The sequence below is a fragment of the Pseudaeromonas pectinilytica genome, from assembly GCF_054780855.1.
In genome coordinates, this window is record NZ_BAAGVN010000363.1 from 1 (window position 1) to 16,022 (window position 16,022).

A 16,022-nucleotide genomic window follows, 5' to 3' on the forward strand; every position below is an offset into this window, starting at 1 on the left:
CCATCTGGCGCTCCCGGTGGTGAACCTAAGAGATCAGATCACCAAACTGCGGGATAGTTCCCTGATTTGAGCAACAACGCCCGGGGCAGATGCTTCTCGACGATGACGGTGCTGCTGAAGTTAACCAGATCCAGCTGTTTGATGCTGAACAGCCCCAGCACCAGCACGACCAGCGCCATCAGACTAAAGGTGGCGAGCAGTTTTTTGCCAATCGGCAGATTCAGAAAAAATGACATGGTGTTTCCCTACACGAAGTGATGGACCCATTGAGCATAGTTCTGCCGTGGCCATCAGATGGGGATCCCGCGTAGATTTTGCGCTCAGTCCAAGGTTTTTCGGAAGCGGCTGAGACCGATCAGCATCATCACCCCGGTGAACAGCAATAGCGGCCAGAGATCCGGCCAGATATCGCTAAAACCGTTGCCGCGCAGCATGATGCCGCGGGTGATGCGGATGAAGTGGGTGATGGGCAGCAGTTCGCCAATCCACTGCGCCCACTGCGGCATGCCGCGAAACGGGAACATGAAACCGGAGAGGATGATGGAGGGCAGGAAAAAGAAGAAGGTCATCTGCATGGCCTGGGTCTGGTTGTGGGCCTGGCTGGAGATGGTGATGCCGACCACCAGATTGGCGGCGATGAACAGCATGATGATCAGTAACAGCAGGAGCAGGCTGCCGACGAAGGGTACGCTGAAGAGCCAGTAGGTGGCACACAGGATAATGGTCACCTGCAGCAGGCCAATCAGCAGATAGGGCGCTATCTTGCCGATCATCACCTCCAGCGGGCGGATCGGGGTCGCCAGCAGGTTCTCCATGGTGCCGCGCTCCACCTCGCGGGTGATGCCGAGGGCCGTCATCATGATCATGGTCATGGTGAGTATGACCCCCATCAGCCCGGGAACCGTGTTGTACTGGGTGATGCCTTCCGGATTGTAGCGGCGATGGATGCGCAGCTCGAAGGGGGCGGGCGTCGCGGCCAGGCTGGCCAGCGGCCCTTGCAGATCGTGCTGCAGAGCGGTTTGACTCAGCAACTGCATGGCATTGATGGCATTGGCGGTGGCGCTGGGATCGGTGGCATCCGCCTCCAGCAGCAGGGTGGGTTTCTGCCCCCGTTGCAGGGCGCGGGAAAAATCGGGCGGTATGGTGATGACAAACTGGGTCTGCCCGCGCGCCAGCCGCTGGCTGGCTTGCGCCGACCCCAGCTCGGTACTGTCGATGGCAAAGTAATCGGAGAGCCGCAGTGCCGACACCAAAGAGCGGCTGAAGGGACTCTCGTCCTGCACCACCACCAGGGTCGGCAGGTGCTTGGGGTCGCCATTGATGGCAAAGCCGAACAGCGTCAGTTGCAACAAGGGGATGCCAACCATCATGGCGAAGGTCAGCCGATCCCGCCGCAGCTGGATAAACTCCTTATGGATCATTGCCAACAGGCGCTGAGCGCTGAAGCGAATGTTCATGATGTGCCTGCCTGGGTAAAGTTATCGCTGGCGCTCTGCATCAGCTGGATAAACAGGTCTTCCAGTTGGGGCGGTATGGACTGCCACTGGGTATCCGGCTGTTGTTGCCAGGGTGCTATGGCCTGGGCCAGCAGAGCCGGATCCCGGCCACTCAGGTGCAGGGTGTTGCCGAAACGGGTGATGAGCTCAACCCCCGGCTGACCGTTGAGGGCAGCAAACAGCGGTTGGGTGGCACCACTGACCTGCCAGGTGTGCAGGCCGCTGTTGGCTACTAATTCGTGGGGTGTCCCGCTGGCCAGCAGACGACCATAGGCGATGTAGCCCAGGCGGTGGCAGCGTTCCGCTTCATCCATATAGTGGGTCGAAACCAGCACCGTCATGCCCTCGGCGGCCAGATTATGGATCTCCTCCCAGAAGTCGCGGCGGGCCTTGGGGTCGACACCCGCCGTCGGCTCATCCAGCAATAGCAAGCGGGGTTGGTGCAACATGCAGGCCGCCAGGGCCAGACGCTGTTTCCAGCCGCCGGAGAGACTGCCCGCCAGCTGCTTCTGCCGCGCTGCCAGCCCGAGCCGCTCCAGGGTCTGGCTGACTCGCTGCGGGATGCGGTCCATGCCGTAGATACGAGCCACGAACTCCAGATTCTCGCGCAGGCTCAGATCCTCGTAGAGGCCGAACCGTTGGGTCATATAGCCAACCTGCGCCTTGATGGCGGCGCTGTCCCGCACTATGTCATGGCCCAGGGTGCGGCCTGAACCGGCATCCGGGGTCAGCAGACCGCACATCATGCGGATCGAGGTGGTCTTGCCGCTGCCATTGGGACCGAGAAAACCGTAGATCTCGCCCCGTTGCACCTGCATGGAGAGATCATTGACCACGGTTCGCTCGCCATAGCGTTTGGTCAGCCCCTGGACGTCGATGACCGCGGCTTCGCTCATGGTTGTTCTCCGATCGCCACTTCCAGCGGTTGGCCCGGATGCAAGAGCCCGGGGTGGTCCGGGTCGGGGCGAGCCTCCACCAGGAATACCAGCCGGGCCCGGTTCTCCTGGCTGTAGATCACCGGGGGGGTGAACTCGACCTGATTGGCGATATAGCTGACCCGGGCCGGGATCGGCTGTTTGCAGCCATCGCAATACAGGGTGACCGTTTGGCCAACCTGCAGTTGCGGGCGGCTGGCTTCCGGTAGATAGAAGCGTGCCTTGACGCCGTGCTCCGGCAGCAGGCTGAGTACCGGAGCTCCGGCCGGGACCCATTCGCCCGGGCGATAGAGGATCTGCTCCACCCGGGCGCTTTGCTGGCTGCGTTGTTGTTTCTGCTGCAGTTGCCAGCGTTGCTGATCCAGCTCCGCTTGCGCGGCGGCGACCGCTTGTTGCGCCGCCTGACGCTGATCGTCCCGGGCGGCCAGCCGCGCGACGCGCAACTGGGCATCCAGCGCCTGTCGATTACCCTGTTCCAGCTGCCAGCGGGCACGATAACTATCCAGGGTTGCCACGCTGACCACGCCCTGCCGGGCCAGCTGTTGTTGCCGCAGCAGGTCACGGTGGGCCAAGGTTTCGCTGGCGCGGGTGGCGGCCAGTTGGGCTTCGAGCACCGCCAGCTCATCCCGGCGCTGGCCTTTATCCAGATCGGCCAATTGCGCCTGGCTCTGTTGCAGCCGCGCGCTGGCGGCCTGAACGGCGGCCTGCTCCGGATCGGACTCCAGGCTGAAGAGTAAGGCTCCGGCGGCGAGCCGATCCCCCTCTTGTACCGGCAAGGCTTGCAGGCGCCCGCCCGAGGGTGCCGCGACGCGCACATATTCGCCCTCGACATAACCAGGCAGGCGGCCATTTTCGGCGTCGCAGCCGCCGAGCAGTACTATCAGGATGGGTAGGATCAGGATTGCGGGGCGCATGAGCTGGACTCCTCATGATGCTGACGCAGGGCCTGCAAACCGGCCCAGCTGAATTCGGTGATATGGTCGGCAATCTGCTGCAATCCGGCCTCGTCCAGGGTGCGCTCCGGAGTCAGGCGGGCAATCATGGGTCGCGCTGTCATGTAGAAAATGCACTGGCCAAACAGACTGTACAGACTCATGGTCACCAAGGGCGCCGGCACCCGGGGGCCTAGCAGCCGCGTCAGTACCTCCAGGCCGAGTTGAAACTGGGTGGAGGCAAAGCGGGTAAACATCAGCTCGAAAGCGGCGGTGGGTGTCATCATTTCGCGCAGCAGCAAGGGGCCGATCCGGCTGGGATTTTCCGGATCCACCATCCGGTGCAACAGGGCGCTGACGAGCCATCGCAGTTGCGCCTGGGGAGGGAGGTCTGGCGGCCCCTGCAGCGGCTGGCGGGCAATGGCCAGTTCGGCATGCTGGCTGAGCACCGCCTGATAGAGCCCCTCCTTGCTGCCAAAGTGGTAGTTGATGGCAGAAAGACCCAGCCCGGCATTGCGGGTGATGGTCTGGACCCGGGCGGCTTGAAACCCCATGGCCAGAAACTCGTCGGTGGCGGCTTGCAACAGGGCCTGGCGACTCTCTTCACCATTGCTGTTCTTGTTGGGGACCAGAGGGCGATCAAACATGGGGGTGTTGCCGGGGCAATGAGTTATGAAAAGAGTTTATGAAAAATATTTTCCACAAACAACCCAGTGAGCAAAAATTGAGCGGCCAGGGGTGATCCTGTTGGGGCTAAAGCATACTCCGAGGCGGATCCACTGGCGCGGCGGCAGTCGATGCAGAGTTTCTGCCACGGTATCGGCTCTGCCGATGCGATGTCACTGAACTCTGGCGCTACCGCTGATAGAATGGCCCAGGAATGGATCCAGGTTAGGGATGACCGATGCGATTGACCAATCAGATAGTGGCGCTTCTGTGCCTGTGCGTCATTGGCACCGTGTTATTGGTGCTGACGGCGGCGGGGATGGGCTTTCATGGCTTGACCGAGCGTTTTCAGCGCGATGAACTGCGCGCCGTGGTCGATATCTTCGAGGAGGAGGTGCTGTCACAGCCAGACGCACCGCGTCTGCAAGGCTGGTTGCCGCCGCTGCTGCGTGCCAACGATGTGAAGGGGCTGACGGTCACTCTGGATGATGGCTTGTTGTTCGAGTATCAGGAGCCCACTCTGGATCAGCAGCGCCATCGCCTGGAAGAGGTCCATCTGGCGGGCAAGCGCTTCCCGACCTTGCATATGGATTTTTGGGTGGCCTCCAGCTTCAGCCAGCTGGATCGGCTCTATGCTCCCCTGGCCAGTCTGGCGACCGGATTGGGCATTATCAGTCTGGGTCTCTGGTTGGCACTGCTTTGGTTACGGCGGCAACTCAAGGGGGTGGAGCTGTTGGCACGACGCGGCCAGCATATTCTCAGTGGCGATCCGGGCAAGTTACGTCACGAGGTGGCCCACGAGTGGCCGGTCAGCGTCAGTCAGGCGCTCACCTTCCTGCAAACTGAGCTGGCCGATGCCAAGAAGGAGCGCAGCCGGTTCGACACCTTCATCCGTCGCAACGTGTTCATCGATAAACAGCTGGGCGTTGGCAATCGCATCTTCTTTGATAATCGCCTGGAAGCGGCGATGAGTGATGCCGACTACAGCGTCGGCTCTGTCTTGCTGCTGGAAGTCGATGCGTTGGATGCCGTGATGCGGCACGACGGGGAGGAGCGGGCGATCGAAGGGTTGCAAGAGTGCAGCGCCTTGGTCGGCCATTTTCTGCAGCGTTATAACGGGGCCATTCAGGGGCGCTATGCCGGCAATGTGCTGGCGATCCTGCTGCCGGGGTTGTCGAAGCAAGAGACGCTCACCGCCGCCGATCAACTGCTCAAACGCCTGCAGCATCTGAGCTGGCCGGATTATGTCGATGCGGATCGCGCCCTGTATATCGGTGCCGTCTGCTATCAACCCGGTGAGCTGATTGTGCAGGTCGAGGAAGAGGCGGAGCTGGCGTTGCGTGGAGCCCGTCTGCAGCAGGAGAGCGGTTACTTCCTGTACGACAAACCGCTGCGGGTCGATGCCTCGGACAAGGGGACTGTGCGCTGGCGAACCTTGCTGGAGCGGCAGTTTAGTCGCCAGCAACTCACCTACCGCTTGCAGAGTGCCTACAGCGGCAAACCCCTGGTTCCGCAACTCCATGAGATGCTGGCGCGTTTGCCCGATGGCAAGGGCAAGCTGTTACCGGCCGCCGGGTTTGTCGCCATGGTGGAAAAAGTGGGCATGCAGCTGCCATTTGATCGTCAAATGAGCCAATTAGCCCTGTTATTGTTGCCTCGTGAAGAGGGCGTTCCACTGGCGTTGAACTTGCATCCGTTAAGCTTGCTGGATCCCGAGTATCGGCAATGGTTGTGGATGGCGCTGTTGCGGCTCGGGCGACGCCGCTCCGCCATGCTGGTGGTGGAGTTGAACGAGGCTCATGTTGGTCGTTATCAGGAGGCGTTGCGAACGCCGCTGCGGGAGTTGCGACTGCTGGGATGTCGGTTATCGGTGGACCATGCTGGCCAGGATGTGGTGAGTATTCACTACATCAAGGAGTTTGAATTGAGCTTTTTGAAGATCCACCCCAGTCTGGTCCGCGACATCCAGCACAGACCGCTGAACCAGATGGCGGTACGCTCTCTGGTTGGCGGTTGTGCCAACAGCCAGACCCAGGTGATCGCGGTCGGGGTCGAGAGCGAGGCCGAGTGGCGTGTTCTCCAATCGTTGGGGGTGGTCGCAGGTCAAGGGCACTGGTTTGATGGGCAAAATCAGGCTTAAATGGAGCTTTATTGCACCCTGCAAATACTCGGCAGCGCAATCTGTGGTGAAAAGTCGCACTAGGGTTCAGATTTAACCAACGATGGCCTATGATGGTCATCTAATTGATAAGTGAGGGCTTTCTGTTTTGATCCGCACAATCAGCACGTGGTTTCAGCGCGAGGGGAGTCGGCCCGCGGTAGCGCTTGGTTTTGGCCAAGAACGCATCCTGCTGGTGCGCGGACAACCAGAGCCGCTGTTTGAACAGGAAGCTTGCACTGGTCAGGCGGATTGGCCGCGGGCGGTGCAGAGCCTGCTGACCCGGACGCAACTCGGAGGCAGCCCGATTCATGGGGTGCTGCCAGCCTCATTATTCCAGCAAGTCCAGATTGAACGACCCGATGTCCCGGAGGAAGAATTGACGGGAGCCTTGCCATGGGCAGTCAAAGACTTCGTCAATGAGTCGGTGCTGCAGCTGAGCTTTGATTATTACGATTTGCCGACCAATCCGGCGGCGCGTCCTCGTCTGGCGGTGGTTTGCGTGCCGAAAAGCCGGATGCAGTTGATTGCCCAGGGCGTCAATGCGGTGGCGTCCCTGCAATCCGTGACCACCGAGGAGCTGGGGTTGGCCGATCTGCTGGGACACAAAGAGCAGATGCAACTGCTGTTGTACCAGGTACCCGGCCAGGATGTGGCGGTACTGGCAGTCTATCGTGGCCAGCTCTGCTTCAGTCGCCAATTACGCGGTTTTTCCCAGTTGGCAGAACATGCAGTGGGAAATCTCAACCCCGATCTGCTGGATAACCTGTCGCTGGAAATTCAACGCTCGCTGGATTATCTGGTCGCACAACTGAAGTTACCTGAGGCTGCTCACCTCCATGTGGCGATCGCAGCCCCGGATCTGGGAGGGCTGGTGCGCCATCTGGCGGGGAATTTTTCCATGCCGGTCAGTGCGCTGGCTAATCCGGCGATTGTCGCCGGAATCGAATACTTGCCGCTCTACGGATTACTGCAGGCGGAGGTCTCGCCATGAAGATCCGTATCAATCTATATGGCGATGAATTTCGCCCTCGTCGGCAGTGGGCAACGCTGCCGCAGATGGTGGGCTGTTGGCTGTTGCTGTTGCTGTTGATTGCAGGCTCTGCTCTGGGATTGAAGCAACTGCATGCCGGACAACAGGCGGCCAATCAGCAACAGGAGCTGGCACTCAATGCCCTGCGAGTGGAGGGGGAACGGCTGGTGGCCGAGCAAGCCCGCCATAAGCCGGATGCGGAGCTGCATCGACAAAATAAACAGCTGCAGCATCAGGTGCAGATCAAGCAACTGCTGCTCCATAGCCTGTCGGCTCGCGCCATGCTCAAGAGCAGTGGCTTTGCGGTGTTGCTCAATGATCTGGCTCGTATCCGCAGTCCGGGTATTGCCTTGCAGCATATTCAGTTGGATGAGGGGCGAGTCGAGCTCGCTGGCTTGGCGGCTAGTAGCCAGGATGTGCCGGCCTGGGTCAATCGCTTTACCGAGGCTGAGTCCCTGACCGGCAAGGAGTTTTCCGAGTTGCAGATCTCCCGCGATGCCCAGGGGCAACTCTCGTTTCGCCTGAGCAGCCCGCAGCCTGCCAGCCCGACTGCGGCGGCCAATACCGGTAAGGGAGGCAATAAGTCATGAAGCAGCAGTGGCAACAACTTTCAGCCCGCGTAGTGGCGATGAGTCTTCGTGAACGCTGGTTGATCTTGCTCGCCGGCGCCGCCCTGCTCCTGATGCCGGCCTATAGCCTGCTGCTGGAGCCGACGTGGCTGGCTTACCAGAGCCAAATTGCGCGGAGTCAGGAGCTGGCGACGACCATAGCCCAGTTGCAATTGGAGAATCAGAGTCGCCAGCAGGCTCTCCTGCTGGATCCCAACCAGCCGGTGCGGGAACAACAACTTAAATTGACACAACAGCTGGTCGAGTTGGATGCACAACTCAAGGATCAGACGCTGGATCTGATCCCGGCGGAGCGGATGCCGGGGTTGCTGGAGCAGATGCTGGCCAGTTCGGGTCGTCTGCGACTGATCTCACTGACTTCGCTGCCACCCAAGCCGTTGCTGGATGATCCCGAGCAGAACCTGCTGTTTCAGCATGGCATCCAGTTACGCCTGCAAGGCAGCTACTTCGATATCTTTCAATATCTGCGTGCCCTCGAAGGGTTACCGGAACACTTTTACTGGCGCCGTCTGAATTATCAGGTTGAGCAGTACCCACAGGCCAGTATCGAGCTGGAGCTCTACACCCTGAGTAGCAGCAAGGAGTTTATTCGTGGCTAAATGGTGGTTGATGCTGATGCTGCCCTGTTCGCTCGCGCAGGCGGCTGTCGATACGCTACAGGATCCGACCCAGCCGCTGACCGGCTCGGTACAGGGCCAAGCGGCGCAACATGTCGAGGCATTGCCTCGCCTGCAAGGGTTGCTGCTGGGGCGGGGTCCCCGGCAGGCCATTCTGGATGGCGAGAGTTATCGTTTGGGGCAAATCGTTGCTGGTTACCGAGTGGCGGATATCCGTCAGGATGGCGTGGTTCTGGAGCGCAATGGCCAACGTCATACGCTTCCTCTTTATTCAAGCAAGGTCAAAATTCAATGAACAAGATGCCATTTTCGTTCTCTCTGGTTGCTCTGGCCTTGCTGTTGGGCGGTTGTGTAACCTATCAGCACCCCGATCCTGCCGAGTCCAAAGAGGCATTGAAGCAAGCCAAGCAGCAGGCCGGTGCTCTGACCGTGCCGGACTCGGTGCAGGCTGAACTGTTACCGAAGAGCCCCATCCAGCCGGTGGCCAGCGCTTATGTCAATGAGCGGCGTTTCCGGGTCGCGGCCAAAGATGTCGATGCGGCCGAGTTTTTCGCCTCCTTGATGAAGGATGGTCGTTACAGCGTGGCGGTGCATCCCGGGGTCGAGGGACGGATCAACCTGGATCTGCGTGAGGTCACGCTGCCAGAGGTGCTGGATACGGTGGCGGATATGTACGGCTATGACATTCGTCGAACCGGCACCGTCTACCACATCTATCCGGCCGGGCTCAGATCCGAGAGCTTTCCGGTGAATTATCTGATGCTGACGCGGCAGGGACTCTCCCGTACCAGCATTACCTCCGGTGGCGTAACCGATCAGTCCAACAACAATAACTCTACCTCGACCGGCAGCAGCTCCAGTTCCGATAACAGTAGTAGTAACAACAACTCCAGTAATTCCAACAGCAGTAGCAACAATGGCACCGTGATCGAGACGGGTAGCCAGAGCAATTTTTGGAAGGATCTGGAAACCGCGCTCCAGCATCTGGTCGGCAGTGGCCAGGGGCGAGCCGTCATTCTCAACCCCCAGGCGGGTTTGGTGACGGTGCGCGGCATGGCGGATGACCTCAAGGCAGTGCGCGAGTTTCTGGGTCAGTCTGAGCGCCAGCTCAAACGGCAGGTGATCCTGGAAACCAAAATCATGGAAGTGCGGCTGAGTGAAGGCTATCAGCAGGGGATTCAATGGAATAATCTCAGTGCGCAATGGGATCAGGGGCAGGGGGTAACCAATGCCGGTTCGCTGGTCGGTCTGCCGGCCGTGACCAACTCGGTGGCAACCCTGCTCGGGGGGGGCGCCGGGATGCAGTTCTCGGATGGCAACTTTGAGGTCGTAGTCAACCTGCTGAAGACCCAAGGCGATGTGAATACCTTGTCCAGCCCTCGGGTTACGGCAACCAATAATCAGAAGGCGGTGATCAAGGTCGGCAGTGACGAGTACTTTGTCACCGGCATCTCCAGCAGCACTGTGGCCACTTCCACCGATGCCATTGTGACTCCGAATATCGAGCTCACTCCCTTCTTCTCCGGGGTCGCGCTGGATGTGATGCCGCAGATCGATGAGCAGGGTAATGTGCTGATGCATATCCACCCTTCGGTGATCGATGTGACGGAGCAGACCAAGACCATTGATCTGGGCTCGACCAGCAGCTCCGGGACGACCACGACCTACAATCTGCCCATGGCGTACAGCAATATCCGCGAGTCGGATACCGTGGTGCAGGCTAAATCCGGCGATGTGATCGTCATCGGCGGTCTGATGCGCATCAACAAGGAACAAAAGGTGAGCAAGGTGCCTTGGATTGGCGATATTCCCTGGGTGGGTGAGGCCTTCACCAATCGCGCGGATAGCACCTACAAGACTGAACTGGTCATCATGCTCAAGCCACAAGTGATCGAAGGCGATACCTGGCAGCGCGAGCTGCAGCGTTCCAGCGAATTGCTGGACAAATGGTATCCGGAGGGGCGCTGAAGCCGTGTATCAAGCCCATTTCGGCCTGCAGGAGCCGCCATTCAGCCTGACCCCGAATACCGGTCTTTATTACGGTTTACCGCCCCATGAAGAGGCGCTGCAGGTGTTGCGGATCGCACTGGCCAGCGGCGAAGGATTCATCAAGGTGACCGGTGAGGTGGGAACCGGTAAAACTCTGCTGCTGCGCAAGCTGATGGGGGAATTGTCGCCGACCCAACAGGTGGCCTATCTGCCCAATCCCTATCTGGCTCCCGACGAATTGCGCCAGGCGCTGGCGCTGGAATTGGGAGTCACCGCCGAGGGCGGGGCGCTGGCGGTGACGGATGCCATTCATCGTCGCCTGGTGGAGCTCAAGCGCGAAGGGCGAGGCGTGGTGGTGCTGTTGGATGAGGCCCAGGCCTTGCCGGACGCCAGTCTGGAAGCCATTCGTCTGTTCGGCAATCTGGAAACTGAATCCAGCAAGCTGTTGCAGGTGGTGTTGTTTGGCCAACCAGAACTGGATGTGCGTCTGCAGGCCGATCAGTTGCGGCAGTTGCGGCAACGCATCACTTTTTCCTATCGCTTACGCCCCTTGCTGCGCGATGAAACCCGGGCCTATCTGGAGTATCGACTGATGGCTTCTGGCTATCGGAGCGCCCCTCTGTTTGCCCCCTCAGCAGTACGGCTGCTGTGGCGCGCCAGTCGCGGCATCCCGCGGCTGATCAATATTCTGGCACACAAGAGTTTGATGGTGGCCTATGGCCAGGGGCTATCCCAGATCCGGCCGCGCCATGTCAAGGCGGCGATCCGCGATACCGAGGATGCAACCCTGCCCGTCAATCTGTGGTGGTGGAGTGGTTGGATGTTGGTCGGTCTCATCTCGGCCTGGTTGTTGCGAGGAGCGTTATGAGCGTCATCAATACCATGCTCAAAGATCTGGAGCAGCGTGAAGGACAAACCTTGTTCGGCCGCTATCAGCCACCCCAGCCTTCCCGTTGGCGTCTGGTGTTGATCGCCTGGCTGCTGGCACTGTTGTGCGTTCCGGCATTGGCTTATGGGGTCTGGCATCTGTGGCTGGATCAACCGGCGAGTGTTCCGGCTCCGACCGCCGAGGTTGCCGTCGCCAGTCCGGTTGTGGCAACTCCGGTGGCAAATGCCGTTGAGTCGGCGCCATCGCACGCTGTGGTGACTGCTCAACCTGTGGCCCCGACGGTTGCTGTGACATCGGCACAACAAACCGCGGCCCCGGTCGTTCAACCGGCGACTACTGCGGTTGCCTCTGCCGCCGTCGCAGTGAGCCCGCAGCACCAAGTTGCATCTGTGGCTGGCGTTGCGTCCGTGACTGAAACTTCGTTGCCGGCGCAGGAGACTCGAGCTCCGGCTCCTGGGGCGTCAGCGAGTCAGGAGAATGGGCTGGAAGAAACCCTTCTGGGCCCGGATGAAGGGCCCCAGCTGACCGAGGCGGCGCTGCAGGCCGATGACAGCACCACAACCATGACCGATGAGTACCCGGCGGAACCGCAAGGTTCGCTGGAGATCGCTGAGGAGCATCTGAGCCCGCAACAAGAGGCGGCTCTGGATCGACGCAAGGGGCTGCAAGCCCTGACGAAAGGACAACTGGATGTGGCGCGGGACTCCTTCTCTCGAGTGCTGGCCAATGATCCGCTGGATCACGAGATCCGCGAACGGTTGGCCGGACTGCTGTATGGCGATGGCCGCATCCCCGAAGCGCAACAGCTGTTGGATGAAGGCATTCGCCTGGCGCCGAGCCGCGCCGATTTTCGTCTGATGCAGGCCCGGTTGGCGTTAACGACCGGGAATAAGGCGGCAGCCTTGCAGAGCCTGAGCGGCTGGGAGCCGCCGGTGAGTGCAAATCTGGATTATTACGCCACGCGTGCCGCGCTGGCTCAAGAGCTGTCGCAACCGGGCGTGGCCGCCAGCAGCTATCAGCAGTTAACGGTGGCACAGCCAACCGAGCCGCGTTGGTGGTTGGGACTCGGCATTGCGTTGGATAAACAGGGGCGGCCACTGGCGGCGCTGGATGCGTACCGCAAAGCATTGAGCTTACCGCTGAGCGCCGGCTCCCGGCAATTTGTGCAACAGCGGATCGAACAACTGGAGTAAGACCATGGCGCAACCACGACTGAAGATGCGACTGGGTGACCTCCTGGTGGCCGAAAGCATCATCTCCGATGATCAGTTACAGATGGCGCTGCAGCAGCAGCGTCAAACTGGGCGCAAGCTGGGGACCACCTTGGTGGATCTGGGCTTCATCGGTGAAGAACAACTGCTCAAGTTTCTCGCCCAACAGCTGAATGTCCCGTTTTTCGATCTCTCCAAGCTGAGCATCCAGACCCAGGCTGTGCAACTGATCCCTGAAGTGCATGCCCGTCGTTATCGAGCGCTGGCGGTGAATCAGAGTGGGGATGAGGTCACTGTGGTGATGTCAGACCCGGCCGATCTGGCGGCATTGGATGCGCTGGCCGCTATGCTGAGCCCGCGTGAATTGAAGCTGGCGGTCGCCCGGGAGACTCAGTTACTGCAGTATTTCGATCAGCTCTACCGCCGGACCAAGGAAATCGAGAGTTTCGCCGAACAGCTGCAGGAAGAGTATCAGGCCACAGGTTTTGATCTGGGCATGGCCGATACCGCCGGTAACGAGAGCGAAGCGACCGTGGTCAAGCTGCTGCGATCTGTGTTCGAAGATGCGGTCCAGGTCCATGCCTCGGATATCCATATCGAGCCGGATGAGAAGGTGTTGCGCATTCGCCAGCGCATCGATGGTGTGCTGCATGAAAGCGTGTTGAACGAGGTGCGGATCGCGCCGGCGCTGGTACTGCGTCTGAAGTTGGTGGCCGGTCTGGATATCTCCGAGAAGCGCCTGCCGCAAGATGGCCGCTTCAATATGCGGGTCCGGGGGCACGAGATCGATGTGCGGATCTCCACCATGCCGGTGCAACACGGTGAGTCTGTGGTCATGCGTCTGCTGGATCAATCGGCGGGTCTGCTCTCCCTGCACGATACCGGGATGCCGGAGCAGATCTTGCAGCGTTTCCGGCGTCAGCTGCGCCGCCCCCATGGCATGATCGTTGTCACCGGGCCAACCGGGAGCGGCAAGACCACGACCCTGTATGGCGCCTTGTCCGAACTCAATCAACCGGGCAACAAGATCATCACGGTCGAAGATCCGGTGGAATACCGTTTACCGCGCATCAACCAGGTCCAGGTCAATCCGAAGATCGGCCTCGATTTTTCCAATGTGCTGCGGGCTACCCTGCGTCAGGATCCGGATATCCTGCTGGTCGGGGAAATGCGCGACCAGGAAACCGTGGAGATCGGTTTGCGCGGTGCCATGACCGGTCACCTGGTACTGACCACGCTGCATACCAATGATGCCATCTCCAGCGCCCTGCGGTTGATGGATATGGGGGCCCAGGGCTATCTGGTGGCTAGTGCCCTACGTGCCATCGTGGCCCAACGACTGGTGCGACGCATTTGCCGTTATTGCCATGAAGTGCATGAGGTCGATGCGGGTGATCGGATCTGGCTGGTTAACCTGTTTGGCGAGGGCGTACACCAGCAGCAGTTCCAGCGTGGGCGGGGTTGTCAGAGCTGTAACTTCACCGGTTATGCGGGCCGGATCGGGGTGTTTGAATTGCTGGAGCTGGATCTGCCGATGATGGACGCTTTGCGCCGGGGTGATCCGGAGGCCTTTGCCCGCGCGGCGCGCGAGCATGTGGAATACCGGCCGCTGGTGGACATGGCTTTTGAATACGCCACCCAGGGGATCACCACAGTCGATGAGGTGTTACGTCTGGCCGAGGTGGTGAGCTGATGCCATTCTTTGCCTATCAGGGACGGGATGCCAAAGGCCAGGCGGTGAGTGGTCAGCTCGAAGCGGCCAGCGAACTGGCCGCCGCAGAGCAATTGATGCGCCGCGGCATAATGCCGACCGGCTTGCGCGCTGGTCGTGCTCCGCGCAAGGGCATCGACTGGCGCGATCTGCTAGAGAGTCCAATCGGGCTGGAGGAGCTGGTGATTTTCACTCGCCAGATGTACGCCCTGACCAAGGCGGGCATTCCCATCATGCGCGCCATTCATGGCTTGAGCGAAGCGGCCCATAGCAAGCCATTGCGGCGAGCCCTGCAGGCACTGGAGACTGAATTGGGCAACGGTCGCCCCTTATCCGCCGCCATGCAGGGGCACCCCAAGGTGTTCAATACCCTGTTTATTGCCATCGTGGGGGTCGGTGAAAATACCGGTCAGCTCGAAGAGTCGTTCCTGCAGCTGTCCAACTATTTCGCTCTCGAGCTCGAGACCCGTAAACGCATCAAGACAGCCCTGCGCTATCCCATGCTGGTGCTGGGTTTTATCGTCGCGGCTATGTTTATTCTGAATATTTTTGTCATCCCGACCTTTGCCAATATGTTTGCCAAGTTCGGGGTCGAATTACCGCTGGCCACCCGCATCCTGTTGGCGACCTCGCACTTCTTTGTGCAATGGTGGTGGTTGCTGCTGTTGGCGGGGGTGGCAGCGACTATCGGCTGGCTGGAGTGGGTCAAGACCCCAGCGGGGAAACTGAAGTGGAGTCATTGGCAGCTCCATATTCCGCTGGTGGGCAGCATCATCAACCGCTCCTTGCTGGCCCGATTTGCCCGTAGTTTTGCCATGATGCTGCGTGCTGGTGTGCCGCTGAACCATGCCCTGAGCATGGTGGCCGAGGCCGTCGACAACACCTTCGTCGGGGATCGCATCCGCGAGATGCGGGCTGGAGTCGAGCGGGGTGAGAGTCTGATGCGCACGGCGGCAGCCAGTAGGCTCTTTACACCTCTGGTGATGCAGATGTTTGCGGTCGGTGAAGAGACGGGGCAGGTGGATGAGTTGATGCAGGAGGCGGCCGAGTTTTACGAGCGGGAAGTCGATTATGATCTGCGGACTTTGACCGCACGGATCGAGCCCATATTGTTAGTCGTAGTGGCCTGTATGGTGCTGATCCTGGCCCTGGGGATCTTCACCCCTATGTGGGACATGATGCGTGCGGTTCGGGGCCATTAATGGTGTCCCAGCAGAGTGAAGCCAATCAGCAACTACTGGGCCTGTTTCGCTTCTGGTTGGCGATTGGCATCGTTTTGCTGCTGATGTGGGGTCTGGTCAGTCAGTATCAAAGCCAGCGTTATCAAGCCCAAATCACCTCGATGCGGGCTCTGGCCGCTCTCTTTGCTGAACGGGCTGCCTTGGTACATGGCTTGTGGTTAAGCCAGAATCGGCCTGCCCTGATCCATGAAACGGGGCGCGTCTATTCACTGGCGCAAGACAATCCATCTGCCGCTGTTGCATCACTCAGTGCCCGTTATGTGATGAGTGCTAGCGGGTGGCCACAGGGATCGGAGCCAGGCCAGGCGCCGGGCTTGGCGTGTCGACAGCTCTGGTTGCAACTGCTGTCGGTGCCGCTGATGCTGGATGGTGAGCCGGTGGTGGTATCGCCGCTGATCACCAGCCCCGGCTGTGAATTTCGAATCGGCGAAGCTGGGTTTTCGTATCGCTTCGCCGATGGTTCTGTGACGACGCGCGGTGGCTGAGTGTTCACTGGGTATTTACTTGTTCAGCAT

16 protein-coding genes are annotated in these 16,022 nt (G+C 59.9%); 11 read left to right on the forward strand and 5 right to left on the reverse strand.

The window, feature by feature from the left end; genetic code table 11:
- Nucleotides 1–38: 38 nt before the first annotated feature.
- The 5 genes from ACYVG7_RS21125 to ACYVG7_RS21145 form a co-directional block, all read right to left on the reverse strand.
- Nucleotides 39–236, reverse strand: a complete 198-nt coding sequence (locus ACYVG7_RS21125; RefSeq protein ID WP_460885081.1) for a CHASE3 domain-containing protein — start codon at nt 234–236, stop codon at nt 39–41.
- 84 nt (nt 237–320) lie between these two features.
- Entirely contained in the window at nt 321–1,457 is a 1,137-nt protein-coding gene (locus ACYVG7_RS21130) for an ABC transporter permease (RefSeq protein ID WP_460885082.1), read from the reverse strand.
- Nucleotides 1,454–2,392 carry an ABC transporter ATP-binding protein gene (locus ACYVG7_RS21135; protein WP_460885083.1) on the reverse strand — a complete coding sequence of 313 codons (939 nt, stop codon included), beginning with the start codon at nt 2,390–2,392 and terminating at the stop codon, nt 1,454–1,456. The genes ACYVG7_RS21130 and ACYVG7_RS21135 overlap by 4 nt, the downstream gene beginning before the upstream one ends.
- Nucleotides 2,389–3,345: an HlyD family secretion protein gene (locus ACYVG7_RS21140; protein ID WP_460885084.1), complete on the reverse strand. Its 957-nt coding sequence runs from the start codon at nt 3,343–3,345 to the stop codon at nt 2,389–2,391. Before ACYVG7_RS21140 ends, ACYVG7_RS21135 begins: the two co-directional genes overlap by 4 nt.
- A complete protein-coding gene (locus ACYVG7_RS21145) occupies nt 3,327–4,010 on the reverse strand; it encodes a CerR family C-terminal domain-containing protein (protein WP_460885085.1) in 684 nt (227 codons plus the stop codon). Before ACYVG7_RS21145 ends, ACYVG7_RS21140 begins: the two co-directional genes overlap by 19 nt.
- A gap of 257 nt (nt 4,011–4,267) precedes the next feature.
- Between ACYVG7_RS21145 and ACYVG7_RS21150 the strand changes: the two genes are divergently transcribed.
- From ACYVG7_RS21150 to ACYVG7_RS21200, 11 genes are all read left to right on the forward strand, one after another.
- Nucleotides 4,268–6,169 carry an EAL domain-containing protein gene (locus tag ACYVG7_RS21150; protein ID WP_460885086.1) on the forward strand — a complete coding sequence of 634 codons (1,902 nt, stop codon included), beginning with the start codon at nt 4,268–4,270 and terminating at the stop codon, nt 6,167–6,169.
- Between the two features lie 127 nt (nt 6,170–6,296).
- Nucleotides 6,297–7,181, forward strand: coding sequence for an MSHA biogenesis protein MshI (locus ACYVG7_RS21155; RefSeq protein WP_460885087.1), 885 nt, complete (start codon nt 6,297–6,299; stop codon nt 7,179–7,181).
- Nucleotides 7,178–7,810 carry a PilN domain-containing protein gene (locus ACYVG7_RS21160; protein ID WP_460885088.1) on the forward strand — a complete coding sequence of 211 codons (633 nt, stop codon included), beginning with the start codon at nt 7,178–7,180 and terminating at the stop codon, nt 7,808–7,810. Before ACYVG7_RS21155 ends, ACYVG7_RS21160 begins: the two co-directional genes overlap by 4 nt.
- The gene (locus tag ACYVG7_RS21165; RefSeq protein ID WP_350235107.1) at nt 7,807–8,448 is read left to right on the forward strand and encodes an MSHA biogenesis protein MshJ; all 642 of its coding nucleotides are present in this window, start codon (nt 7,807–7,809) and stop codon (nt 8,446–8,448) included. The genes ACYVG7_RS21160 and ACYVG7_RS21165 overlap by 4 nt, the downstream gene beginning before the upstream one ends.
- Nucleotides 8,441–8,761 carry a SctD/MshK family protein gene (locus ACYVG7_RS21170; protein WP_460885089.1) on the forward strand — a complete coding sequence of 107 codons (321 nt, stop codon included), beginning with the start codon at nt 8,441–8,443 and terminating at the stop codon, nt 8,759–8,761. Before ACYVG7_RS21165 ends, ACYVG7_RS21170 begins: the two co-directional genes overlap by 8 nt.
- Before the next feature lie 5 nt (nt 8,762–8,766).
- Nucleotides 8,767–10,434, forward strand: coding sequence for a pilus (MSHA type) biogenesis protein MshL (gene mshL, locus ACYVG7_RS21175; RefSeq protein ID WP_460885090.1), 1,668 nt, complete (start codon nt 8,767–8,769; stop codon nt 10,432–10,434).
- Between the two features lie 4 nt (nt 10,435–10,438).
- Nucleotides 10,439–11,323 (forward strand): ExeA family protein, encoded by an 885-nt coding sequence (locus ACYVG7_RS21180; RefSeq protein ID WP_460885091.1) that lies wholly within the window; start codon nt 10,439–10,441, stop codon nt 11,321–11,323.
- Complete coding sequence (locus ACYVG7_RS21185; protein ID WP_460885092.1) at nt 11,320–12,537, forward strand: tetratricopeptide repeat protein; 1,218 nt, start codon at nt 11,320–11,322, stop codon at nt 12,535–12,537. Before ACYVG7_RS21180 ends, ACYVG7_RS21185 begins: the two co-directional genes overlap by 4 nt.
- Before the next feature lie 4 nt (nt 12,538–12,541).
- A complete protein-coding gene (locus tag ACYVG7_RS21190; protein WP_460885093.1) occupies nt 12,542–14,248 on the forward strand; it encodes a GspE/PulE family protein in 1,707 nt (568 codons plus the stop codon).
- Nucleotides 14,248–15,468, forward strand: a complete 1,221-nt coding sequence (locus ACYVG7_RS21195) for a type II secretion system F family protein (RefSeq protein WP_460885094.1) — start codon at nt 14,248–14,250, stop codon at nt 15,466–15,468. The genes ACYVG7_RS21190 and ACYVG7_RS21195 overlap by 1 nt, the downstream gene beginning before the upstream one ends.
- On the forward strand, nt 15,468–15,992 hold the full coding sequence (locus tag ACYVG7_RS21200) for a hypothetical protein (protein WP_460885095.1): 525 nt from the start codon (nt 15,468–15,470) through the stop codon (nt 15,990–15,992). Before ACYVG7_RS21195 ends, ACYVG7_RS21200 begins: the two co-directional genes overlap by 1 nt.
- Nucleotides 15,993–16,022 lie beyond the last annotated feature (30 nt).